The 23,568-nt window shown below is 73.7% G+C and carries 15 protein-coding genes; 10 read left to right on the forward strand and 5 right to left on the reverse strand.

Going from position 1 to position 23,568, the window contains the following annotated elements; all coding sequences use genetic code 11:
* The 7 genes from ABD340_RS02630 to ABD340_RS02660 all read left to right on the forward strand — a co-directional run bounded on the left by ABD340_RS02630 (position 1) and on the right by ABD340_RS02660 (position 11,960).
* Positions 1–1,308, forward strand: a complete 1,308-nt coding sequence (locus ABD340_RS02630) for an acyl-CoA dehydrogenase family protein (RefSeq protein WP_344586710.1) — start codon at positions 1–3, stop codon at positions 1,306–1,308.
* A 15-nt stretch (positions 1,309–1,323) separates the two neighbouring features.
* Positions 1,324–2,871, forward strand: a complete 1,548-nt coding sequence (locus ABD340_RS02635) for an acyl-CoA synthetase (protein ID WP_344586711.1) — start codon at positions 1,324–1,326, stop codon at positions 2,869–2,871.
* A gap of 320 nt (positions 2,872–3,191) precedes the next feature.
* On the forward strand, positions 3,192–5,000 hold the full coding sequence (locus tag ABD340_RS02640) for a sensor histidine kinase (RefSeq protein WP_344586712.1): 1,809 nt from the start codon (positions 3,192–3,194) through the stop codon (positions 4,998–5,000).
* An 85-nt stretch (positions 5,001–5,085) separates the two neighbouring features.
* Entirely contained in the window at positions 5,086–5,691 is a 606-nt protein-coding gene (locus ABD340_RS02645; RefSeq protein ID WP_344586713.1) for a response regulator transcription factor, read from the forward strand.
* Between the two features lie 321 nt (positions 5,692–6,012).
* Positions 6,013–7,770 (forward strand): DJ-1/PfpI family protein, encoded by a 1,758-nt coding sequence (locus ABD340_RS02650; protein ID WP_344586714.1) that lies wholly within the window; start codon positions 6,013–6,015, stop codon positions 7,768–7,770.
* Positions 7,771–7,848: 78 nt separating this feature from the next.
* Positions 7,849–10,497, forward strand: a complete 2,649-nt coding sequence (locus ABD340_RS02655; protein WP_344586715.1) for an AAA family ATPase — start codon at positions 7,849–7,851, stop codon at positions 10,495–10,497.
* Positions 10,498–10,652: 155 nt separating this feature from the next.
* The gene (locus ABD340_RS02660) at positions 10,653–11,960 is read left to right on the forward strand and encodes an ATP-binding protein (protein ID WP_344586716.1); all 1,308 of its coding nucleotides are present in this window, start codon (positions 10,653–10,655) and stop codon (positions 11,958–11,960) included.
* Here ABD340_RS02660 and ABD340_RS02665 read toward each other — a convergent pair.
* A complete protein-coding gene (locus ABD340_RS02665) occupies positions 11,936–12,472 on the reverse strand; it encodes a hypothetical protein (protein WP_344586717.1) in 537 nt (178 codons plus the stop codon). The genes ABD340_RS02660 and ABD340_RS02665 overlap by 25 nt on opposite strands.
* An 883-nt stretch (positions 12,473–13,355) precedes the next feature.
* On the opposite strand from ABD340_RS02665, the gene ABD340_RS02670 reads away from it, so the two are divergent.
* From ABD340_RS02670 to ABD340_RS02680, 3 genes are read left to right on the forward strand one after another with little or no spacing between them, the layout of a single operon-like run.
* A complete protein-coding gene (locus ABD340_RS02670; RefSeq protein ID WP_344586718.1) occupies positions 13,356–15,476 on the forward strand; it encodes an outer membrane protein assembly factor BamB family protein in 2,121 nt (706 codons plus the stop codon).
* Complete coding sequence (locus ABD340_RS02675; protein ID WP_344586719.1) at positions 15,473–16,885, forward strand: outer membrane protein assembly factor BamB family protein; 1,413 nt, start codon at positions 15,473–15,475, stop codon at positions 16,883–16,885. Before ABD340_RS02670 ends, ABD340_RS02675 begins: the two co-directional genes overlap by 4 nt.
* The gene (locus ABD340_RS02680) at positions 16,882–19,125 is read left to right on the forward strand and encodes a serine/threonine-protein kinase (RefSeq protein WP_344586721.1); all 2,244 of its coding nucleotides are present in this window, start codon (positions 16,882–16,884) and stop codon (positions 19,123–19,125) included. Before ABD340_RS02675 ends, ABD340_RS02680 begins: the two co-directional genes overlap by 4 nt.
* Here the strand turns inward: ABD340_RS02680 and ABD340_RS02685 are convergent.
* From ABD340_RS02685 to ABD340_RS02700, 4 genes are read right to left on the reverse strand one after another with little or no spacing between them, the layout of a single operon-like run.
* Positions 19,100–20,491 carry an FAD-binding oxidoreductase gene (locus ABD340_RS02685; RefSeq protein WP_344586722.1) on the reverse strand — a complete coding sequence of 464 codons (1,392 nt, stop codon included), beginning with the start codon at positions 20,489–20,491 and terminating at the stop codon, positions 19,100–19,102. The genes ABD340_RS02680 and ABD340_RS02685 overlap by 26 nt on opposite strands.
* Positions 20,488–21,099 carry a DAK2 domain-containing protein gene (locus ABD340_RS02690; RefSeq protein ID WP_344586723.1) on the reverse strand — a complete coding sequence of 204 codons (612 nt, stop codon included), beginning with the start codon at positions 21,097–21,099 and terminating at the stop codon, positions 20,488–20,490. Before ABD340_RS02690 ends, ABD340_RS02685 begins: the two co-directional genes overlap by 4 nt.
* On the reverse strand, positions 21,099–22,121 hold the full coding sequence (locus ABD340_RS02695) for a dihydroxyacetone kinase subunit DhaK (protein WP_344586724.1): 1,023 nt from the start codon (positions 22,119–22,121) through the stop codon (positions 21,099–21,101). The genes ABD340_RS02690 and ABD340_RS02695 overlap by 1 nt, the downstream gene beginning before the upstream one ends.
* The gene (locus tag ABD340_RS02700; RefSeq protein WP_344586725.1) at positions 22,118–23,464 is read right to left on the reverse strand and encodes an MFS transporter; all 1,347 of its coding nucleotides are present in this window, start codon (positions 23,462–23,464) and stop codon (positions 22,118–22,120) included. The genes ABD340_RS02695 and ABD340_RS02700 overlap by 4 nt, the downstream gene beginning before the upstream one ends.
* Positions 23,465–23,568 lie beyond the last annotated feature (104 nt).

The following is a 23,568-nucleotide window of genomic DNA, read 5'->3' on the forward strand; positions in this document are numbered from 1 at the left end:
ATGTGGGAGTTCTACACCGAACCCGAGTTCGCCGCCCGCCTGGAGTGGATGCGCGAGTTCGTCCAGGAGGAGGTCGCACCGCTGGAGGTCCTCTGGCCGCACCACCACCACCGGGTTCCGCCGCCATGGCTGAAGAAGGTGATCGATCCTCTCAAGGACGAGGTCCGGCGGCGCGGGCTGTGGGCCTGCCATCTCGGCCCGGAACTGGGCGGCCAGGGGTTCGGCCAGGTCAAGCTCAGCCTGATGAACGAGATCCTGGCGCCCTACCAGTGGGGGCCCACGATCTTCGGAGTGCAGGGCCCCGACACCGGCAACGCCGAGATCATCGCGCACTACGGGACGGCCGGGCAGAAGGACCGGTATCTGCGGCCGCTCCTGGCCGGTGAGCTGTTCTCGGCGTTCTCGATGACCGAGCCGCACGGCGGCTCGGACCCCACCGGATTCAGGTGCCGCGCGGTCCGCGACGGCGACGTCTGGGTCATCGACGGGGAGAAGTTCTTCACCTCCAACTCCGAGCAGGCCGCGTTCCTCATCGTCATGGCGGTGACCGACCCCGAAGCCGCCCCGCACCGCCGGATGTCGATGTTCCTGGTCCCCCGCGACACCCCCGGCATCGAGACGGTGCGCCCCACCCGGTACATGGGCGAGCCCGACGAGGCGATCGACCACGCGCTGCTGCGCTACACGGGCGTGCGGGTGCCCGCCGACGCCCTGCTCGGCGAGCCCGGCCAGGGCTTCGAGATCGCCCAGACCCGCCTGTCCGGAGGGCGCGTCCACCACGCCATGCGCGCCGTCGGGCAGGCGCAGTACGCCTTCGAGATGGCCTGCGAACGGGTCTTGAGCCGGACCACCCGGGGCCGTCCGCTCGCCGGCCGGCAGCTCGTCCAGCAGGCGATCACCGACAGCTACGCGCAGATCGAGCAGTTCCGGCTGTTCGTGCTGCGCACCGCGTGGCGGATCGACCAGGGGCACGGCTACACCGCCGAAGTCCGGCGTGACATCGCGGTGGCGAAGGTCCTGTCCGCGCGGGTCGCGCACGACGTCGTGCAGCGCGCGATGCACCTGCACGGAGCGTTGGGCGTGTCGGACGAGATGCCGTTCTCGACGCTGTGGCAGCTCGCCCCGGGGTACGGCATCTGGGACGGCCCGACCGAGGTGCACCTGTCGACCGCCGCGCGGCTGATCCTGCGCGAGCGGGAGCCGGCGCCGGGGGAGTGGCCCACCCAGTGGCTGCCCGCCCGCGTCGCGGCGGCCCGGGACAAGCACGCCGAGGCCCTCGCGGATCAGGCCGCCGAGACACGGCGATGACGAACGGAGCATGAGATGCATCCAGGTACGTTCGCCTCCACCGACCCGGACCGGCCCGCCGTCGTCGTCGAGCCCGACGGCGCCGTCCTCACCTATCGCGGGCTCGAGGAGCGCTCGAACCGGGTCGCGCACCTGCTGCGGGCGCGCGGCCTCGGGCCGGGCCGGTGCGTCGCGATCCTCGCGGAGAACCGCGCCGAGTACCTCGAGGCCGCCTGGGCCGCCCAGCGCGCCGGGCTGTACTACGTGGGCATCAACAGGCACCTGACCGCCGACGAGGCCGCCTACATCGTCAGGGACAGCGCGGCCGACCTGATCATCGCCTCCGACGGGCTCGCCGACCTCGCGGCCGACGTGGTCCGCGATCCGGCGCTCGCCCCGGCCGGCCGGCTCATGCTCGGCGAGCCCCGGGACGGCTGGGACGGTTACGAGGACGCCATCGCCGCCCAGCCGGCCACGCCCATCGGCGACGAGTGCGAGGGCGACTTCATGCTCTATTCCTCCGGGACGACCGGCCGGCCCAAGGGCATCAAGCGCCCGCTTTCCGGAGCCCCGCTGGGTACCTCCTCCCAGCAGCCGCAGCAGTGGCTGCGTGAAGGGCTCGGCCTGGGACCCGGCGACGTCTACCTCTCCCCGGCGCCCCTCTACCATGCCGCGCCCCTGGCCTGGTCCATGGCCGCCCACCGCATCGGGGCGACCGTCGTGGTCATGCGCAAGTTCGACGCGGAGCTCGCACTGGCGCTGATCGAACGGCACCGGGTGACGCACTGCCAGTGGGTGCCGACGATGTTCGTGCGGATGCTCAAGCTCCCGCCGGAGGTCCGGGACCGCTACGACCTGTCCAGCGTGCGGCAGGCCGTCCACGCCGCCGCGCCGTGCCCGGTCGAGGTCAAGAGGGCCATGATCGACTGGTGGGGGCCGGTCCTCTACGAGTACTACTCCAGCACCGAGGGCGCGGGCACCACCGCCATCACCTCCGCGGAGTGGCTGCGCAAGCCCGGCTCGGTCGGCAGGCCCCTGATGGGCACGCCCTACATCACCGACGACGAGGGCAACGAGCTTCCGCCCGGCGAGGTCGGGACGGTCTGGTTCACCGGCGGGGCGGCCTTCGAGTACCACGGCGACCCCGGCAAGTCCGCGGCCGCCAGGGACGCCCGCGGGGGCGTGTCGGTCGGCGACGTCGGCCACCTCGACGAGGACGGGTACCTCTTCCTCAGCGACCGCCGCCCGCACCTGATCATCTCCGGCGGGGTCAACATCTACCCCCAGGAGATCGAGGACGCCCTCGTGATGCATCCCGCCGTCCTGGACGTCGGGGTCGTCGGGATTCCGGATCCGGAGATGGGCGAGCGAGTCGTCGCCGTGGCGCAGCCCCGGGACCCCGCCGCGGCGGGACCCGGACTGGCCGCCGATCTCCTGGCGTTCGCGCGGTCGAGGCTGGCCGGTTTCAAGGTCCCGCGCGAGGTGCGGTTCGCCGGTGAACTGCCCCGAACCCCGACGGGCAAGCTGCGCAAGCACGAGCTGACGGCCCGGGTCCTCGCCGACGCACCGGCGGAGCCGGCGTGAGTCCGTCCTCCTCTCCCCCTGCGGCAGGAGGAGACCCGGCTCTTCGCACGGGTGGCGCTGGAGCCGGACGCCGCGGAGGGGGTGGCCGCCTTCCTGGAGAAGCGGCCGCCGCAGTGGACCGGGCGGTCCTCGACGGAGCCCGTGCGGGGTCGGCCCTGAGGGCCTGACGCGCGGGCCGGATGCCACCCGGGCGAGAAGCGCCCGCCGGGTTTGTTCCGAATCGCGTAGCGTTGCTCGCACAATCGTTCGGGCGTGATCTCTGGAGGCGCGCCATGCACGGTCCTGGCCGGCGTGGCTCGGTGGCCCCGCGATCCGCCTGGGTGTTCGCAGTGGCCTTCCTGTGCCTGGTCCTGCCCGCGCGGCTGGCCGTCGCGGCGCAGGAGGCAGGGGCGGCCGCCGTCGCGGCGGCCGCGGCGCTGTTCGTGCTGCCGCTGCTGTACGCCGTCCCGCCCGGACGGGTGCTGTGGGCCCGCCACCGAGGCCGGCTGCTCACCGCGCAGGCCGTCCTGACCTACCTGCCCTTCGCCGTCTTCGGGGACGGCTGGATCGTGGGCCTCTCGGGGCTTCTCGGCGGTCTGCTGCTGCTCGGTGTGAGAGCGCCCGCGTCGTGGATCTCGTTCGGCACGGTTCTCGCGGTCGAAGGAGTGCTGCGGGTCGGCACCCTGCCGGCCGACGCGACGTGGTCGTCGATCGCCTGGGCCTTCACCGTCCCGGTGTACACGGCACTGTCGTTGTTCGGTCTGGTCCGGCTGGCCGACCTGGTGACCGACCTGCACAGGACCCAGGCCGAACTGGCGGCGCTGGCCGTCGTCCGGCAGCGGCTCCGCTCGGCGGAACGGCTGCGCGAGGCGATCGGCGACCGCCTCGAGACCGTCACGGCGCACGCCGAGGCGGCCTTGCCGATGCTGGCCCGCGAACCGGACCGGGCCCGCGGCCGGCTGACCGAGGCGGCCGCCGTCGCCCGCCAGGCCCTCGACCAGGTCCGCTCGGCGGCCGACGACCGCGGCCCGCCGGAGACCGGACGGGCGGGCGGCACCGTGGCGCTGCGGATGGCCAGGCTCGTGCTGGTGGCGGTGCTGTGCGCCTATTCGACGCAGATCCTGGCGAACACCTTCGACTCGGGCACCGCGGCGTCGGCCAAAGGGGGTGCGGCGGCCGTCATCGTCGCGATCGTTGCGCTGCAACTGCGGCACACGCGGGGCCGCCCGCGCGGCTGGGCCTGGACGCTCGCGGCCCAGACGCTGCTGTGCTTCGCGCCCTTCCAGGTCCACGACGAGCTGAGCCTGCTCGGGATGGCGGGGTTCGCGGCGGGCTCGGCGCTGCTGCTCCTGCCGGGCCGGTGGGCGTGGGCGGCGTTCGCGGCCGTCCTGGCCGGCGTCGGGACGCTCATCACCGCCTACAGCCCCTATGGCGTCCACGATGTGGTGTACGTGTCGTCGATGACGGCGACGACCGGCCTGGTGGTGTACGGGCTGTCGCGCCTGACCGAGCTGGCGCGCCGGGTGGAGGCGGCCCGCCGGGAGCTGGCCCGGATGGCCGTGGCGCAGGAGCGCCTGCGCGTGGCCAGGGACACCCACGACATGCTCGGCCTGGGCCTGTCGGCCATCGCGCTCAAGTGCGACCTGGTCGTGCGGCTGATCGGGCGCGACGACGGCAGGGCCCGCGAGGAACTCGGGCGGCTCCTGGAGATCGCCGCCAGGGCGCGCGGCGACGTCCTCTCGGTGACCGGCGCCGGTGAGGCGCACCGCCGCCTGTCCCTGCACGTCGAACTCGCCGCGGCGCGGGACGCGCTGGCGGCGGCCGGCGTCGAGGTCCGTGCCGACGTGCCCGCCGTGCCCGTCCCGCCTCGAACCGACGCGGTGCTGGCCACCGTGCTGCGGGAGGCCGTCACCAACATCCTGCGCCACTCCGCCGCCCGGCGGTGCACCATCGGCCTGTCCATCACCGAGGAGGCCGTCCGGCTGCGCGTGGTCAACGACGGTGTCCCCGCGTCCGGGACGACCGGCGCAGGCGGGACCGGTATCGGGAACCTCCGCGCGCGCGTCCGGGCCGTCGGCGGGCGCCTCGCCGCCGGTCCCGACGGCGCGGGCCGCTACGAGCTGGCCGTCGAGATCCCCGTCCCGCCGTGACCGTCGGCTCCCGGTGTTAGCTTTGGGCCCAGGTGCGGTGCCCGGACGGTGATCGGGCGGATCGCGGTCGCTGCGGGAGGAACGGATGGTCCGGGTTCTGATCGCCGAGGACATGCGCATCCTGCGCGACACCCTGGCCGCCCTGCTGGAGCTGGAGGACGACCTGGAGGTCGTCGCGGAGCTGGGCTCCGGTGACGCGATCGTGCCCGCCGCGTTGCGGAGCCGGCCGGACGTGGCGATGATCGACATCGATCTGCCGGGCGTGGACGGGCTCACCGCGGCGGCCGAGCTGCACCGGCGGCTGCCGCACTGCCGCACCCTCATCCTCACCGGCCTGGGCAGGCCGGGGACGCTGCGCCGCGCGCTCGCCGCGCACGTGGCCGGGTTCGTCGTCAAGGACACCCCGTCCCAGCAGCTGATCGACGCGGTGCGGCGGGTGGCCGCCGGGGACCGCGTGATCGACCCGCAGCTCGCGGTGGCCGCGCTGGAGGCGGCCGACAACCCGCTCTCGCCGCGGGAGGCCGAGGTCCTCAGGCGGCACGCGGCCGGCGCCTCCGCGGCGGAGATCGCCGCCGACATGCATCTGTCGTACGGGACCGTGCGGAACTACCTGGCGTCGGCGGTCACCAAGCTGGGCGCCCGCAACCGGGTGGACGCCGCGCGGATCGCCGACGAGGCGGGCTGGCTGTAGACCCGCCGCCACACGGCCGGGCGTGCGGTCTGCAGGGGCCCGGCGATGCAGACCGCACGCCGGGGTCGTGCACGCGGCACTGACGCCGGGTCCTCCGGCGAGCCGATACTGGGCCCAGGGGCGACCTCATCGGCGCCGTCCGTCACGTCGCGCGAGGTGAGCGGCCCGGCGAACGCCGGTGACCGACGTGCATTCTGCACCTTGCGCGGCTGCGAACCCCACACGCAGGTCATGCGCCTGACACTGGCCGCGTTTATCCAGGTCAACCCAGAATTTTTGGGACATGGCAGTGCTTTCGCCCCCGTTTCAGGAGTGCTGGAGATGAACTTGCGCTTCGCCCGCCACTACCTGGAGATGGTCGTGGCGATGATGGTCGGGATGCTGGTCTTCGGGGCCGTGCTCGGCGCCGTCCTCGGCGCCGTCGGGCTGGACTACTCGCACGCCGAGCATCCGGCGATCGGCTCGCTGGAGATGGCGTTCACCATGTCGCTGGGCATGGTCGCGTGGATGCGCTACCGCGGCCACGGCTGGGCGCCCACCCTGGAGATGGCCGCGGCCATGTTCGCCCCGCTGGCGGTGCTCCTGCCCTTGCTGTGGACGGGCGCCGTCTCCGGCGACTCGGTGATGATGCTGCTGCACGTCCTGATGCTGCCGGCGATGCTCGCCGCCATGCTCCGCCGCCGCGACGAGTACTCCGCGGCCCACGGGCGGGGCGAGCGGGTCGTGCGGGTGCTCGGCCGCGCCGCGGCCGTCCTGGCGGCCTTCCTCCTCGTCCCGGCCGCCGTGTACGCCGTCGGCGCCAACGCCTACGAGGCGAGCCGGTACACACAGCCCGAGGCGACCGGGGCCGCCGCGTCGGCGGTCGCCGCCGCCACCCCGCCGGCGCACGACCCCCGCAAGCCGACGGCCGTGATCGTCGTCGGGAACGGCGGCGCCAACATCGCCGACACGCTCGTCCCCTTCGAGGTCCTGTCGAGCACGGGCGCGTTCAACGTCTACACCGTCGCGCCCGAACGCCGCCCGCTGCCCCTGCTCGGCGGGCTGGACCTGGTCCCCGACCTCGGCTTCGCGCAACTGGACCAGCGGCTGGGCGGCAAGGCCCCGGACGTCACCGTCGTCCCGGACATGCCCGAGGACGACGCCGCCGACGCCAAGGTGACCGCGTGGCTGCGGGGCAGGGCGAGCGACGGGCTGCTGCTGGGCGTGTGCACCGGCGCCAGGCTGCTCGCCGAGGCCGGCGTGCTCGACGGCCGGGACGCGACCTCGCACTGGTACCGGCTCCCCAAGCTCGAAGAGGACCATCCCGAGGTGAAGTGGCGGCGCGGGACCCGCTACCTGGACGACGGCGACGTCATCACCACCGGCGGGCTGCTGTCCTCGGTCGACGGGACGCTGCGGGCGGTCGAGCGGCTCGTGAACGCCGACGCCGCCGCGGCCGCCGCCAGGGCCGTCGGCTGGCGGCACTACTCACCCGGGAAGCCCGCGAGCCTGCCGGCGGCGGAGCTGACCCCGTCCAACGCCATCGTGCACCTGCTCAACCTCGGCTACCGCTCGAGCGGCACCACCGTGGGGGTGCTGCTCACCGGCGGCGTCGGCGAGATCGAGCTGGCCGCCGCGTTCGACCCGTACGCCGAGGTCAAGTCGGCCCGCACCCTCGCGATCGCGGCTGATGACGGCAGCGTCCGCTCCCGCCACGGCCTGACCTTCATCCCACGGGACGACCTGGACGCCATGGGCCGCGTCGACCGGCTGGTGGTCCCCGGCGCGGGCGCCGCGGCCAGGCCCGACGCCCGGATCGCCGCCGCCGCGCGCCGCGCCGATGTGCCCGTGGACTACCTGCACGAACGGCCGGGCTTCGGGTTCGACGCGGCACTGCGCGGCATGGCCCGCACCATGGACGTCCCCACGGCGGAGTGGACCGGCAAGATCCTGGAGTACCCCACCGCCGGGCTCGGGCTGTCCGGTCCGGCATGGCCGTGGACGCTCGCCCTGCGCCCGCTCCTGCTCGGCCTGGCCGGGCTCGCCGTCGCCCTGGTCGCCGCGCGTCTGGTGCGCCGGGCCCGCGCGCGCCGATCCTGAACACCTTCCGGACACCGACGGTCGCCCGCCGTACTAGGCTGTTCGCGCCGGTACGGCGGGCTTTGGGGAGGAAAGCGGGTGCCGGAACATCTGGAATTGCTCGTCTCCGATGAGCCGCTTCTGGACCTTTACTCATACGGCCCCTGGCGCGTCCCGGACGGCCTGTACGAGGAGATCCGCGCCCGCGTCGACGCACTGGTCGCCGACCCGCGCTGCGCGGAGCTGACCACCGACCGGCACGGGTTCCTCGAGAACCCCGCCCCGCTGGTGGTGGCCGAGCTCGTCGTGGTGACCGAGTTCCTGACCGGCGCGTCGGCCGTCATCGCCGGGTCGCACTCGCGGCTGGGACGGAACTTCTTCGGCCACTACCGCCGGACGCGCCCCGATCCGCTGATCCCCGTCATCGACTGGGGCGTCAGCGGCGGTGCCTTCCTGCCGATCAACTGGCTCCAGGACGCGCCGGACCTCGATCTCGCGCTGGCGCTGAACCGCGAGCTGCTCGACGTCTTCGACGGGCTGGCGCCGCTGGAGGCCCGGCGGCGGGCGCTGATGGAGCTGTACGAGGACCCGCCGCCCGGATTCGCCGACCTGCACCCGGCGGAACGGCCCGGCGCGTGGGCCGCGCACGCCGGCGACGAGACCGTCGCGGTGCTGCCCGAGCTCGCCGGGCCGATCGGCTACCTGGAATGGACGTGCGCCGGGCTGCTGCCCGTGCACGAGCACCTGCTGCGGATCGCGCCGCACGAGGAGAGCACCGATGAGCTGCTCGTCCACCTCCTGCTGCAGGGCGGGCTCACCCAGGTTCCCGCCGAGCTCGCGGCCGTCGTCGGCGAGGACGCCTACGCCGAGCTGCTCGCGCGCTTCGCCGCCGAGCGCGCCGGTTTCGACCCGGAGGACTGGCGCACCGCCACCCGGTCGTGGCTGGCCAGGGCCCTCGTCGCGGGCGCGGGCGAGGCCTGCCGCGGCTGGCTGGACATGGCGGTGCGGTTCACCGGCGCCGTGCAGGGGTTCCCCGGCGACGCCCGCGCCCCGAACCCGGTGCGGGTCCCGGTCGGCGAGTTCACCGTGGACGTCCGCCGCCTGTTCGCCCCCCGCCGCCGCGTGGTCAACCCGCTGGCCGAAGGGCTCCGCCGGACGCCGTCCCCCGCCGGTGACGCGCGGCCCGCGAAGGTCGACTCCGGACTGATCGGGCAGCCGGACGCCGTCGCGGCGCTGGAGGAGATCGCCGCGGGCGGCGGGCCCGTCCGGCTGCTGCTCACCGGGCCGGACGGCACCGGCAAGCGCGACACCGCCCAGGAGATCGTCCGGCTGCTGGCGGAACGGTCGATCACCGAGCGTCCGCTGTGGCTGGCCGGCGACTTCTTCGCCGCCAAGGAGGTCTCCGCCGCCACCACGGTCATGTTCAACGACGCCCGCGAATGCGCCGGCAAACGGCTGATGATCATCGATGGGCTGGACGTCGTCTGCCGGGACGAACGCAGCGGCGAGGCCATCGTGGAGGAGCTGCACCGGGCCGTCGACGTGCACGACGACCTGCACTTCGTCGCGCTGTGCGAACCCGGCGGCGACGCGCTGCTCCGCGAGGTCAACCCCGCGCTCGCGCTGCGGTTCAAGGTCGTCCCGACCCACCCGTTCGACGCCGCGGGCTACGCCGGGCTGTTCGACCGCGCCCTGCGCGAGCGCGGGGCGCGCGCGGACGAGGAGGCCTTGACCGCGGCGGGCGAACTGCTCGTCCGGACGCCGCCGGTGCGGAACCTGCGCAACGCCCGCCTGGCGCACCACCTCGCCGGCACCGTGGCGGACGCCGTCCGCGAGCGCACCGCGCCGGGGGAGGAGCCCGTCGCCGGGCGGGCCGACATCCCCGCCTCGCTCGACACCGCCGCGACGCCCGGCGACCCGATGGCAGAACTGGCCGCGCTGACCGGCCTCGGCACCGTCAAGCAGGAGATCGAGCTGATCGCGGCGGGCGCCGAGGCCGCGCGGCTGCGCCGGGAGGCCGGGCTGCCCGCCACCCCCGCGCCCGCCCGGCACATGGTGTTCACCGGCGGGCCCGGCACCGGCAAGACCGTCGTGGCCCGCCTGGTCGCCCGCCTCTTCAAGGACCTGGGCGTGCTGTCGTCCGGCCACCTGGTCGAGGCCTCCCGGGCCCGGCTCGTCGGCCAGTACCTCGGCGAGACCGCCGCCAAGACGCGCGGCGTCGTGCGGCGAGCGGTGGGCGGGGTGCTGTTCATCGACGAGGCCTACGCGCTCACCCAGAGCACCCTGGACCAGGACTACGGCTCCGAGGCGGTCGCCGAACTGCTGAAGGCCATGGAGGACCACCGCGACGACCTGGTGGTCATCGCCGCCGGCTACGAGCGCGAGATGAGCGCCTTCCTCGCCGCCAACCCCGGGCTGGAGTCCAGGATCCCCAAGCGGCTGGTGTTCCCCGACTACTCCGAGGCCGAGCTCGTGGAGATCTTCGAGCACCTCGCCGCCGCGGAGGGCCTCACCCTGGCCCCGGACGTCCCCGAGCGGCTCCGCGGACTGCTCCGCGACGTCCCGCGCGGCCCGTCCTTCGGCAACGGCCGGCTCATGCGCAACCTCCTGGACGCCGCCATCGCGGTCCAGGGGGAGCGGCTCACCGAGGGCGACCGTCCCGACGACGGCGAGATCACCACGCTGCGCGCCGCCGACCTGCGGCCGGTCACCGCGGACGAGCCCGGGAACATCGGCCTCTACCTCTGACGGCACGGCCCTCGCGACGGGGCCCGGTGGCCGCGGCCCCTCCAGGGCGTCCGATTCCGTGCAAGTTCGTCCGACGGGTTGTCCTAGCAGTTGGAAGGCCCATTCGATGTATCTGCGGATCTCACCGGAGGGCTCAAGCGGAAGGCAAGGGTGTCGTGAACATCGAACGCATATCGGCCGCGTCCCATCTGACGAAGGTCATACGAGATCGCGACGCCGGGCCGTCGTTGTTCTTCGGAGGGCTGCTGCGCGGATGGCGGGAACGCGCGCTGCTCACCCAGGAGCAGCTGGCCGAACGGGCCGGCCTCAACGTCCGGACCGTTCGCCGGATGGAGAGCGGCAGACTCCAGCAGCCTCGCGCGACGTCGATCCTGCTGTTGGCGAAGGCGCTGGAACTGGACGGCGAGGAGCGGGCGGCGCTGGCCGCGGTCGCACGCGGTCTGCCCGCTCGCCCCGAACGCGACGACCTGGTCGTGACCGTCCCGCGTCAGCTACCCGCGGGCGTGGCGACGCTCATGGGCCGCGGTCGCGAACTGGCGGCGCTGGAGGGGCACGAGAGCGAGGACCCGGCGGCGGTCGTCGCCGTCGACGGCATGGCCGGAGTCGGCAAGACGGCGCTGGCCCTTCATGCCGCCCACCGGCTCGCGCCCCGGTTTCCCGACGGGCAGCTGTTCGTGGACCTGCACGGCCATACTCGGGGAACGGCACCGGTCGACCCGGCCCACGCGCTCGAACGGGTCCTCCGCGCGCTCGGTGTCGCCGGTGCGCGCATCCCCGCGCACATCGACGACCGTGCCGCGCTTTACCGCGGCGTCGTGGCCGATCGCAGGGTGCTGGTGGTCCTCGACGACGCCGCCGGCGAGGACCAGGTCCGCCCGCTGCTGCCCGCCTCCCCGACCTGCCGGGTCATCGTCACCGCCCGGCAGCGGCTGATCGGCCTGGACGGCACCCGGACCCTGTCTCTGGACGTCCTCCCGGTGGACGAGGCGGTGGCCGTGTTCACCCGCACGGCCGGGGAGAAGCGCGTCACGGACGCACCGGCGGGCGCCCTGCGGGAGACGGCCGAGCGCTGCGGGCGGCTCCCGCTCGCCCTCCGCATCGCCGCCGTCCGGCTCCGGTCGCACGCCGCCTGGAGCGTGAGAGACCTCCTGGAGCGGCTGAACGACGACCGGCTGGCCGAGTTGAAGGCCGGACGGCACAGCGTCACCGCGGCCCTGGACCTGTCTTACCAGAGGCTCCCCGACGATCAGCGGCGTGCCTACCGGCTGCTGGGTTCGCACACCGGGACCGACTTCAGCGCGGAGACGGCCGCCGCCGTGCTGGACACGACCGTCGCACGGTCGAGGCGGCTGCTGGACCACCTGATGGACGTCCATCTCCTGCAAGAGCCCGCTCCCCGCCGGTACCGGTTCCACGATCTGGTCCGCGACCACGCCTCTCAGACAGTGGACCGCCGAGCTTGAGCGGCGCCGCCGCACTCCGGGGACGGGCCGGGAGGGACGACCCGGCCGGCGGCGAGCTTGGTGAACCGGCCCCCCGGGTTCCTCGTGATCCATCTGGTCCTGCCGAACTCGACTCTGATGCCGGTCACCTTCCCGGGGCCCGTCCGGGCAACGACGCCGTTCACGTCCTGACGGTCCCCGGGAAGGATTCTGGGCGGCTCCGGCGTGCGCCCGGAGGCGACGGTCTCCAACGGCCTGCCCGAGGCGTCGGTGAAGCCCACGGTGAACGTCGGGAACGCCACGGCCCGGGTGTTCCTGTTCTCGATCACGAGCCCGTAGGAGAGCATGCGGATCCCGTGACGGCCGCCGGTCTCGGCGAAGCTCTTCTTCACGACGCGTAGCCGGCCGTTGTCGCCGAACGTGTCGAACGTCCGCGCCGATGCGGAGGGCGGCCCAGCCGGCCCCTCCGCATCGGCCCGAGCGGAGACGCCGCACCCCGTCGTGACGGCGACTCCCGCGAATCCGCCGATCACGATCGCCGCTCCCGCCCGGCGGTTCATCCCGGTGGCCCGTCACGATTCCCGGGTGTCGTTCAGAGAGCGCGGTCCTCGGGCACCGCGGACGATCCTCATCTTGTTCTCTCCCTCGTGACGCCGAGCGTCGTGCCTGCCTTACCTGCCAAGCTTCGACCGCCGGGAGAGGCGGGACCAGGCATGCGACCGGACATTGACCGGACATGCACCGACCGGACATGCGTCGATCCGGACGAACTCGCCGTTGCGGTGCTGAACGCGCTGAAGGGGTGATATTTCGGAGCGGGTCGGTCGTCACGGTCGAGCGGAAAAGATTTTGTCAGGAGGAAGGAGGGCGGTGCTCCTTGCGGACCGGGTTCGCCTTCCCAGCCCGGTTTTCCTTGGCAGGCTGTTTAGTCCGCAGTTTTTGTTCCGCCAGGTAGTTGATGTGGAAATTTCAACAAACTTAGCGTGAGGCTGCGATACGCCGGTGCGATCAACCGTTCCGCGACCCGGCACGAGGTGGGGCCGCAATTGAGGACCCATCTCGGAGTCGCGGTACACCAGCACTGCCAGGACCGGGAAATTGGTTGGATGTCGGTTCAGTGAAAAGGTCGAGAGGATGGTGGAGTCGCTTGGATCGACCGCCGCGGCCTGCGGGTTCTCTGCGACATGGATGCGGTCGTCACTGAAGTGACCCGACCATTCGGTGGTCGCCGACGGCGCTCGGCACCTCGTGTAGTCCGTCCATGTGGGAAAGCGCTGTTTCCGTTAGAACGGTCCACGAGAGCATCCAACATGCATTAACGGGCATGGCATGCCGAGTTGCCGTCCATGGAATGAAGCCGACTATTCTTCCCACTGGGGCAGCGCGCGTCGCCGTTTGCGGATCGAGGGAGGCTTAATGGAGCCGTTGGGCGCGGACGATCCGACGCGGATCGGTGGCTTCGAGCTGATCGCTCGGCTGGGCGCCGGAGGGATGGGCCGCGTGTTCCTCGGGCGGGCCGCTTCCGGGGATCTCGTCGCGGTGAAGGTCATCCACGCCCGCTTCGCTCAGCGGGCGGACCGCCGCGAGCGGTTCGCCCGTGAGATCCACGCCGCGGGCAGCATCGACCCGGCCTACGTCGCGCCGATCGTGGACCACGACCTGGGCGCCGACGAGCCCTGGCTGGCGACGGCCTACCTGCCCGGCCTCACACTGCGGCAGGCGGTGGAGCTGCACGGCCCGTTGCCAGGGCCCGCGGTCCGGGCGCTGGCGGTGGCGCTGGCCAGGGCGCTGACGGCGATCCACGGCGCGGGCGTGCTGCACCGGGACCTCAAACCGTCGAACCTGGTGCTCACCTCGGACGGCCCCCGGGTGGTGGACTTCGGCGTCGCCCGTCCCGACGGGACCGACACGATCACCATGCCCGGGGCGGTGCTCGGCACCCCCGGCTACATTCCACCCGAACGGATCCGCGATCGGCGCTCGGACGCCGCCGGCGACGTCTTCGCGCTCGGCGCGGTGCTGGTCTACGCCGCCACCGGGGAAGGCCCGTTCGGCACCGGCTCGGCTCAGGTACTGCTCTACCGCACCCAGTTCCAGGAACCGAGCCTCGACGGCCTCGAGACCGCCCTGGACGACCCGGAGCTCACCGAGCTCATAGCACGCTGCCTCGCCCGCGATCCCGGGCGCCGGCCGCCGCCCGACGAGATCGCCGGACGGTTCGCGGGAGCGCCCGCCCTTGCCGGCGTCCGATGGTTGCCCCAGGAGGTCGCCGCCGGCGTCTCCGAGGCCGGCGGAACGCCTCAGGCGGCCGTCCGCTCCTGGTTCGGGCCGCGCACCCGCCGCCGGACGGTCCTCGCCCTGGTCGCGGCCACCGCCGTCGTGGCGCCTCTGGGGGCGGTGGCGCACGGCGCGTCGGTCGGCAGGCCCCGGCGGCCGTCCCGCAGCAGATCGCCGCTGTGGAGCTACGCCAGCCCTGACGCCGAAAACCGGCACTGGTTCAACCGGCCCACCGTCGCGGGGGACAGGGTCTACCTGAGCTCCACCAAAGGAATCCATGCGCTGAGCTGCGGAGAAGGCAGAGTCCTATGGACCGCCAGCCGAGGCGTGCCGGTTTTCTCAGGTGTCGCGGTGATGGAGCAGGGGACCGTGCTGCTCAGCGATGGGCAGCTGTGGGCCCTGGCGGCGAGCGACGGCTCCCCGCTCCCGCAGTGGTCGAACACGACCGTCGGCAGGACCGGTACCCCGGCCGTGGTGGGCGGCTTGACCTTGGTGTGCGACAGCGCCGGGCGCCTGGTCGCCTATGACCGCCTTACGGGCCGGCGCCGATGGGACGTGCGGCTGGTCACGCCGGGCCCGGACAAGAACATGGACCCGTTTCCGGGCGACGGCATCGACCCGTTCCCGGTCAACGGCATGCGCCGGGTCGACCACGCTGGACGCAGGCGTTTCGGGAGCGCCCCCGTCCCGATGACGACCGCGGGGTGGCGTGTCGAGGGCGCACTCGATCCGGTGTACGCGGGCGGCCTCATCTACGTCGCGCCCGGAGGCCTGTTCGCGGTCGACCCCGCCGCCCGCGCCGTGCGGTGGCGGTTCGCCGAGGCGACCGGGGCACCCGCCGTTCGGGGCGGCCTGCTCTACACGGCGGGTGCCGATCACGTGCACGCCATCGACGCGGCCAGCGGCGCCCGGCGCTGGAGCCGTGACGTCGGCGCCATGGTCTCCAGCGGCGTGACGGTCACCGACGGTCTCGTGCTCGCCGGTGACGACACCGGCCGCCTGCACGCATTGGACGCCGGGACGGGACGTCCGCGGTGGCGGTTCGACACCTATGGGCCGCTGCGCGCCACCCTGGCGGCGGCGGCCGGAGCGGTCTACGCCGGTTCCGACGGCGACCGCCTTTACGCGATCGAAACGGCCGACGGGAGCCTGCGCTGGAGCCGTCCAGTGGGTCGTCAGACCCGGGTGCACCCGGAGGTGTGGCGGGATCGGGTCTTCGTGTGCGTCGACCTCACCCACCTCTACGCCTTCCGGCTGTGAGCGGCACGACGCGCGGCGATGTGAAGCCGGCGCCCGCCATGACCGCGGCAGCGGCCCCGTTGGGCCGGCGACGCGTGATCGCGGGCGTGACAGGGGCCGCACTCGCCGGGGGCGCGATCACATGGCCCGCCGGCCGCGGACGGGATCCGGCCGCGGTGGCCGTCCCCGCTCCGGACGGGGCACTGCTGTGGACCGCCGAGACGGAGCGGGCGGTGGGCGGGTTCTTCGGCCCGGTCGCGGCGGGCAGGCTGCTGCTGATCGAGAGGCCGTTCGCCGCGCGCGGGCGGAACCGCCGGACGGCGTTGTCGTGCCTGGACACCGCCACCGGCAGGCGTTCGTGGTCCATACCGCTGGGCCCCTCCGGCGCGGACGTGAAGACCGTGGTGGTCTCCGGCTCCGTCGTCCTGGTGCGAACACGGGCGGTTCTGTACGCGTTGGACCTTCACACCGGCCGCCTCCTCTGGCGGCGGATACGGAACACGACAGGATCCCGGGCGACGACGGTGACGGTCGGAGCCGGTCTCGTCCATGAGAGCGGTCAGGAGGACAGCGCCGCCACGACACCCGAAGGGCCCGTCCTGTACGCCTACGAGATGGCCGGCGGAAAGCCGCGCTGGACGGCGCACGTCCAGCCGAGGGCTGTGACGGCGGACGCCCCGATCCACGCGGCCGGTCTGCTGGTCGGCACCGCCACCGGTTCGTCGGGTTCCGCGGCGTGGCGCACCTTCGCCTACGCACTGGACGCCCGCACCGGGCGCCAGCGCTGGTGGCAGCCCTTCGACGAGCGGGATCACGCGCTGGAATCGACGCTGGTCCATGCGGACGGCACCGTCTATGTCTCGTCCCAGGGCGGCGTCCTGCACGCCCTGGACGCCGCCACGGGGACGGTCCGATGGCGGGCCCGGCCGGGCGTGCCGGGCGATTCGGAGAGCGGCATGCCCGTGGTCGCCGGGACGGCGGTCTACCTGTGCGGGGGAGACGGCGCGGTGCGCTCCTTCGACGTGCGCGAAGGCCGGCAACGCTGGGCCTTCACCACCGGCGGACGGCCTCGGTCCGTGCACCTGGTCACCGGTCCCGCACGCCAGGCCACCGGAGACCACCTGGTGTACGTCAGAGTCGGTCGCACCGGCGTCGACGCGACCATGTACGCCCTCGGCTCCGAAGACGGCCGGCCCAGGTGGGAGCGGCGCGCCGACACTTCCCGCAGCGGCCCGATTCTGGGCGGCGGCCTGCTGTACGTGTCGGACGGGGACGCCGTCTCCGCCTGCGACCCGGCCAGCGGGGTCGTCCGTCACCGCCTCGACCTCAGGGCCCTGGGGCTGGGCGGGAACACCGAACTGGCCACCGACGGCGCACGCGTGTACGCACTCTCGAAGTCCGGCGTCCTGGCCTTCGGCCCGGGACGGTGACGGTGGAGCCGCTGCGCCCCGGCGATCCGGACAGGATCGGTGGATACGAGTGCGTCGGACGGCTCGGAGCCGGTGGGATGGGGCAGGTGTTCCTGGCCCGTGCCGGCGACGGCGAACTGGTGGCCCTGAAGCTCATCCACGCCGATCTTGCCCGAGATCCCGCCTTCCGCGCCCGCTTCGCCCGGGAGGCCGAGGCCGTGCGGCGGGTGAGCGGCCCGTACACCGCGCCGCTGCTTGACAGCGGTGAGGATCCCCGCCCCTGGCTGGTCACGGCCTACCTCCGGGGACTGTCGCTCGACCTGGCCGTCAGGCGGTACGGCCCGCTCAACGCCGAGGCCACCCGAAGGCTCGGGGCCGCACTCGCCCGGACCCTGGAGGCGATGCACCGAGCGGGTGTCGTCCATCGCGATTTGAAACCCGCCAACATCATGCTGACCGTCGACGGCCCGCGCGTGGTGGACTTCGGCATCGCCGGCGGCGCGGATGCGATCCCTCACGACGGCGAGGCGCCGATCGGCACGCCCGCCTACATGGCACCGGAACTGTTCACCGGCGAGCCCGTCACCCAGGCCATCGACCTGTTCGCGCTGGGCGGGGTCCTCGCGTTCTGCCGCACCGGGGCGGCTCCGTTCCGGTACGGCCCGCCTGCGGAACGGCTTGATCCGGACGGTCGGAGCGAATCCGTCCCGGACGACGGGGACGCGGCCCTTTCAGCGTTGATCAACGCCTGCCTGGACGAAGACCCCGCCCGGCGCCCCAGCCCGGAACAGCTGGCCGCCGCCCTGTCCCGGTCCCGCGACGGGATCTCGGGCACGGCCTGGCTGCCCCCGACCGTGGGCCGGGACATCGTGGCCCGAACCCGTTCGGCGCCCGCCGTCCCGGTCCCGCGGGACGCACGCGGCCCGCGGCGGCGCCGGGTGCTCCTGCGAGTCGCGGAAACGGGTGCCGCGGCCCTCGCGGGCGTCGCGATGGTCCGCCTCGTGACCGATGAGCCGACTCCCCAGGCACCCCTGCTGTGGGTCGCCCGCACGACCGTGGTCACCCCGGACGAGTTCGGCCCCGTCCTGGGCGACGGGTTGCTGCTCCTTGACCGGACCGTCGTCACGGCCTCGGGTGCCGCACGCCTGGACCTGTGCTGCCTGGACACCGCGACGGGACGGTACCGGTGGCGTCGCCCGATCGACCCCTTCGACCGGCAGGACGGCGGGCTGCTCGCCTCTCCGGAGGGCATCTGGATCCGCACCCGCCGGGGGTTGCACGAGGTCGACCCGGCCGGCGGCGCGGTCCGCTGGTCGCGGCAACGCGCGTTCCCGGGGCCGGCCCCCTCGACGGCCCGCGGCGGCGGCCTGGTCTTCGACATCAGTGCCGCCGCGGGCTCCGGCGACAACGGCACCGTCCACGCCCACGAAGCCGGTACCGGCCGGGTCGTCTGGGAGCGCCGGATCGACGGCAGGCCGGTCTCTCCCGTCGTGGAGAAAGGCGTCGTGTACGTGGTCAGCGTGTCGGCTCGGGACGGCTGGTTGCGCGTGCACGCGCTGGACGCCGCCGGCGGCCGCGCACGCTGGATCTCCGGCTCCGGCGATGACCAGGTCACCGGGACCGACGGGCCGGCCTCGCGCGACACCGACGCGACCCTGCGCGTCGCCGGCGACACCGTCTACGTCTCCGTCGAGGGCCGGCTCCTGGACGCTCTGGACGTCCGCACCGGCGCGGCGCGCTGGCGGACCCGGCCGCGGCCGAGGACCGGCGAGAAGCCGGCGGAGCCCGTCCCCGGCGCGGCCATGCCCGTCGTCGATGGGAGCACGCTGTTCCTGGGCACCGGCGACGGGCTGCTGCACGCCTTCGACACCCGCGACGGCCACCGGCGGTGGGCCGTCCCCACCGGCGCACCGCCCCACGCGGTGGGAGCCTTCCGCCGCCGTCCCACCCCCGCCGTCGGTCACGGGCTGGTCTTCGTCCGCGGTGCCGAGAGCATTCGTGCGCTGCGGGCCGACGACGGCACGGTGCGCTGGGAACACCGGACCGGCCCCTCCGCGGGGGAGCCCCTCCTGGCCGGCGGAACCCTGCACATCCCCGGAAAGCGGGAGGTCACCTCGCACGATCCGGTCAGCGGCCGGATCCTCCAGCGGCTCGACCTGCGCCCCCACACCCGCTACCCGGCCGCCGTCCTCGCGGGCCGGGAAGCCCTGTACGTCCTCGCCGGAGTCGACGCGGTCATCGCCGTCGGCCTTCCATCGTGATCACCTTGCCCGGGTTGAGGATGCCCTTGGGATCGAGCAGGTCCTTGATGCCGCGGTGCAGGTCGAGCGAGACGGCGCCCAGTTCTGTCTCCAGCCAGTCGCGCTTGACCAGCCCGATGCCGTGCTCGCCGCTGATCGTCCCGCCGAGCGCCAGGCCCAGCTCCATGATCTCGTCGAAGGCCCGGGCGGAGCGCGCGACCTGGTCGGGGTCGTCCGCGTCGAACAGGACGGTCGGGTGCATGTTGCCGTCGCCCGCGTGCCCGGTGCAGGTGATCGCGAGCCCGTGCCGGGCCGAGATCGCGGCGACGCCCTCCATCAGGTCGGCGAGCGCGGCGCGGGGGACGCACACGTCCTCGGACAGGAAGGAGCCGGCGCGTTCGAGCGCGATGGCCAGGCTGCGGCGGGCCTCCAGCAGCAGCTCGCCCTCGGCCGCGTCCGCGGCGACCAGCGCGTCCCCGCCGTGCGCGGCGGCCAGCCCGGCGAAGCGGTCGAGGTCGCCGGGGGCCAGGCCCGCGCCGCGGTCGGACTGCATGATGAGCATGGCCTCGGCGTCGTCGGGGAAGCCCAGGTCGCGGTACCGGCGCACCACGTCCACGGACGCGCGGTCCATCAGCTCCAGCATGGACGGCCGGGGCGCGGTCGAGGCCATCAGCTCGGTGACGGTGGTGCACGCGGCGCGGGCCGAGGCGAAGAACGCGACGGCGGTGAGCGGGGCCTCGGGCGCGGGACGCAGGCCCACCGTGATCTCGGTGATGACCCCCAGGGTGCCTTCGGACCCGACGAAGAGCCTGGTCAGGTCGTACCCGGCCACGCCCTTGGCGGTCGGGCGGCCGGTGCGGACGACACGGCCGTCGGCCAGCACCACCTCAAGGCCGCGGACGAAGTCGGCCGTCACGCCGTACTTGACGCAGCACAGCCCGCCCGCGTTGGTGGCCGCGTTCCCGCCGATCGTCGACCATTCCCAGGACGCCGGGTCGGGCGGGTAGTAGAGCCCGTGCCCGGCCACGGCGGCGGACAGGTCGGCGTTGACCACGCCCGGCTGGACGCGGGCGATCTGCTCGGTGGTGTCGATCCCGAGGATGGCGTCCATCCGTTCCAGCGACAGCAGGAGGCAGCCCTCGACGGCGTTGGCCCCGCCGGTGAGCCCGGACCGCGCGCCCTGCGGCACCACCGGGACGCCGTGTTCGGACGCCAGTTCCAGCACCGCCGAGACCTCGGCCGTGCTCGCCGCGCGGACCAGCGCCAGCGCGGTGCCGGACGCGCAGAACGGGGCGTGGTCGCTGCCGTGCGCGGCCACCACGTCGGGATCGGTGACGACCGCGCCGGGCGGGAGCCGCTCGGCGAGGGCGTCCAAGATCCCGGTCACTCGGCGCCCCTTGCGGCGCCCTTTTCGAAGGCTCCTTCGGCGATCGCCTGGAACAGCAGGGCGACGCCGAGCGCCCCGGGGTCGGCGCCGCCCTTGGCGCGGTCGCCGACGTAGCTGGCCCGCCCCATGCGGGCGCGCAGGTCGGCGGTGGCGGCGGCGGCCTTCGACGCGTCCTCGGCGGCGCGGGCGAACGCGCTGTCCCCGCCCTCGCGCAGCGCGCCGGCGGCGGGGGAGAGGGCGTCGACCAGCGTGCGGTCGCCGACCTCGGCCTCGCCGACGCGCTGGATCGCGGCCAGCCCGGCGGCGGTCCCGTCCGCCCACCCCCGGACGGAGCCGTCGGCCTCCAGGGCGCGGGCGAGCTCGCTGAACAGCAGGCCGAAGAGCGGTCCGCTGGTGCCGCCGACCTCGTCCAGGAACACCTCGGAAAGCGCGGCGAAGGGCGCGCCGCCGAACTTCTCGTACCGGCGCAGCGCGTCGCGCAGCCCGCCGCGCAGGTTGTCGCCGAAGTCGCCGTCGCCGCTGTGCCGGTCCAGCTCGGTCAGCTCGGCGTGCGCCCGCTCGACGGCGGCCGCGTAACGGCGCAGGACGCCTTCCTGGTCGACGGTCATCAGCGGATCTCCTCGGTCGTGCGCGGGAAGGCGGGGGTGATCGCGGGCGCCGCCCACCAGTCCTTCCATTCGGGTTCCATCCGGGTCAGGGTGAGGGAGAACCCGGCCATGTCCAGGGCGGGCACGAACGTGCCCACCAGCGCGTCGTGCAGCCGCAGCCCGCGCCGTTCAAGGCCGGCGGCGACCAGGTCGTGCAGGCCGTACAGCTCCAGGAGCGTGGTGCCGCCCAGGCCGTTGACGACGGCGACGACCTCGTCGGGGCCCGCGGGGAGCCCGGCGACCAACTCGTCCAGCATCGACTCGGCCAGCTCCTCGACCGGCGGCCGGGACACGGACTTGGCGGCGCGCTCGCCGTGGATGCCGACGCCGTACTCCAGCTCGCCCTCGGCCAGCTCGAACGCGGGCCGCCCGGTGTGCGGGGAGGTCTGCGCGCGGGCGGCGACGGCCAGGCTGCGGGAGGCCGCGGCGAACCGGGCGCCCAGGGCGGCGAGCTCGTCCAGGCCCAGGCCGGTGTCGGCGGCGGCGCCGAGCAGCTTCTCCACCACGATGGTGGCGCCGGTGCCGCGCCGCCCGGTGCCGGTGTCGGCCGAGTCGGTGGCCAGGTCGTCGTCCACCAGGACGCGGCGGACCTCGATGCCCTCGTGCCGCAGCCGTTCGGCGGCGATGCCGAAGTTGATCCGGTCGCCGGTGTAGTTCTTCACCACGTGGATCACCCCGCCCGGGCCCGCGGCGGCGCGGCTGGCCTCCAGGACCTGCCGGTTGTGCGGGGAGGCGAACACCTTGCCGGGGGCGACGGCGTCGAGCATGCCGCGGCCCAGGAATCCGGCGTGCAGCGGCTCGTGCCCCGATCCGCCGCCGGAGACCAGCCCGACCGCGCGTCCGGGGGCGCGGTGCCGCGCGACGAGGTGGGCGGGGTCGGCCCGGAACTCGACGAGGGCGGCGTGCGCGCGGGCGAAGCCGCGCAGCGCGGGCGGGACGGGATCTCCGCCGGCGGGATGGAAGGGCATGCTCGCGAAGGTCACAGCGCGCTCTCCTGAGAAGGGTCGAAGGTGTTCTTACCGGTCTTGCGCCCGTTCCGCGCGGGCGCCCGATCGGCCTCGCCCGCGCCGAGCCGGCTCGCCGCGAGGCTGGACAGCGCCGCGATCCCGATCGCGTACACCACCAGCCAGGTCCAGTGTCCGCCGGCTGCGGCCAGCAGCGCCGTGCCGAGCAGCGGCGCCAGCCCGCCGCCGAGGGTGGCGCCGACCTGCTGGGTGACCGACAGGCCGGTGTAGCGGACCGACACCGGGTAGAGGTTGGCGAACAGGGCGGCCTGCGCGCCGTACATCGCGCCGTGCCCGATGCCCAGCCCGAGCGTCATCGCCAGGATCATCAGCGCCAGGTTGCCGGTGGAGACGAGCAGGAAGAACGGCACCACCAGCGCGATCTGGAAGACCGCGCCGCCGATGTAGACGGCGCGGCGGCCGACCCGGTCCGACAGCGCGCCGAACAGCGGCAGCGTGAGGCATTCGGCGGCGCAGCCGATGAGCACCGCGAGCAGCACGGGCTCGCGGGGCTGGTCGAGCTCGGCGGTGACGTAGGCGATCGCGACGACGTAGTAGACGTTGAACAGCCCGCTCTCGGCGATCTTCGCGATGATCGACAGCAGCACCCGGGCGGTGTGCCCGCGGAACAGCTCCTTGGCCGGCAGCGCGTGCGCCGCCCGTTCCTCGCGGGCCCGGACGAACTCGGGGCTCTCGCCGATGTGGGTGCGGATGTAGACGCCGAGGGCGATCAGCACGATGCTCGCCAGGAAGGGCAGCCGCCACGCCCAGGACTCGTAGGCGCCGTCGGGCAGCCACAGGTCGAGCAGGGTGACGATGCCGACGGGGAGCAGCACGCCCGCCGGGGTGCCGATGTGCACGAGCGAGGTGAAGAAGCCCTGCCGTTCGCGCGGGCTGTACTCCAGCGCCATGAGCACGCCGCCGCCGTACTCGCCGCCCATGCCGAGGCCCTGCAGCAGCCGGATCAGCACCAGCAGCACCGGTGCCCAGATCCCGATCGTGTCGTAGGAGGGCAGCAGGCCGACCAGGAACGTGCCGCCGCCCATCAGCACCATCGTGATGATGAGGATCGTCTTGCGGCCGAGCCGGTCGCCGAAGTGCCCGAAGAGGAGCCCGCCGAGCGGCCGGGCGAGGTAGCCGACGAAGAAGGTGGCGAACGCGGCGAGCGTCCCGACCAGCGCGTTCTCCGCGGGGAAGAAGATCTCGTTGAAGACCAGCGCGGCCGTGGTGGCGTACAGGGTGAAGTCGTAGTACTCGACGGTGGTGCCCAGGGCGCTGGCCCATGTGACCCGTCTGACCTGCGTTCTGTCCGGACGGCTCATAGGGGGGCCTCCTCTGCGGTGGTGCTTCAGGGGTGGGTGTCACGGGCCACCGGGGCTGGCGGTGGCGGGAAGATTTTGGCGCTTCCCTCGTGAGGCCGCTAATG

It is taken from the genome of Actinomadura vinacea (assembly GCF_039532545.1).
Classification (GTDB): Bacteria; Actinomycetota; Actinomycetes; order Streptosporangiales; family Streptosporangiaceae; genus Spirillospora; species Spirillospora vinacea.

Excerpts from the sequence above, each read along its gene's own strand:
- ABD340_RS02690 (WP_344586723.1), bottom strand. The coding sequence starts at position 21,099 with ATGACCGTCGACCAGGAAGGCGTCCTGCGCCGTTACGCGGCCGCCGTC.
- ABD340_RS02700 (WP_344586725.1), bottom strand. The coding sequence starts at position 23,464 with ATGAGCCGTCCGGACAGAACGCAGGTCAGACGGGTCACATGGGCCAGC.
- ABD340_RS02645 (WP_344586713.1), top strand. The coding sequence starts at position 5,086 with ATGGTCCGGGTTCTGATCGCCGAGGACATGCGCATCCTGCGCGACACC.
- ABD340_RS02635 (WP_344586711.1), top strand. The coding sequence starts at position 1,324 with ATGCATCCAGGTACGTTCGCCTCCACCGACCCGGACCGGCCCGCCGTC.
- ABD340_RS02670 (WP_344586718.1), top strand. The coding sequence starts at position 13,356 with ATGGAGCCGTTGGGCGCGGACGATCCGACGCGGATCGGTGGCTTCGAG.
- ABD340_RS02630 (WP_344586710.1), top strand. The coding sequence starts at position 1 with ATGTGGGAGTTCTACACCGAACCCGAGTTCGCCGCCCGCCTGGAGTGG.
- ABD340_RS02650 (WP_344586714.1), top strand. The coding sequence starts at position 6,013 with ATGAACTTGCGCTTCGCCCGCCACTACCTGGAGATGGTCGTGGCGATG.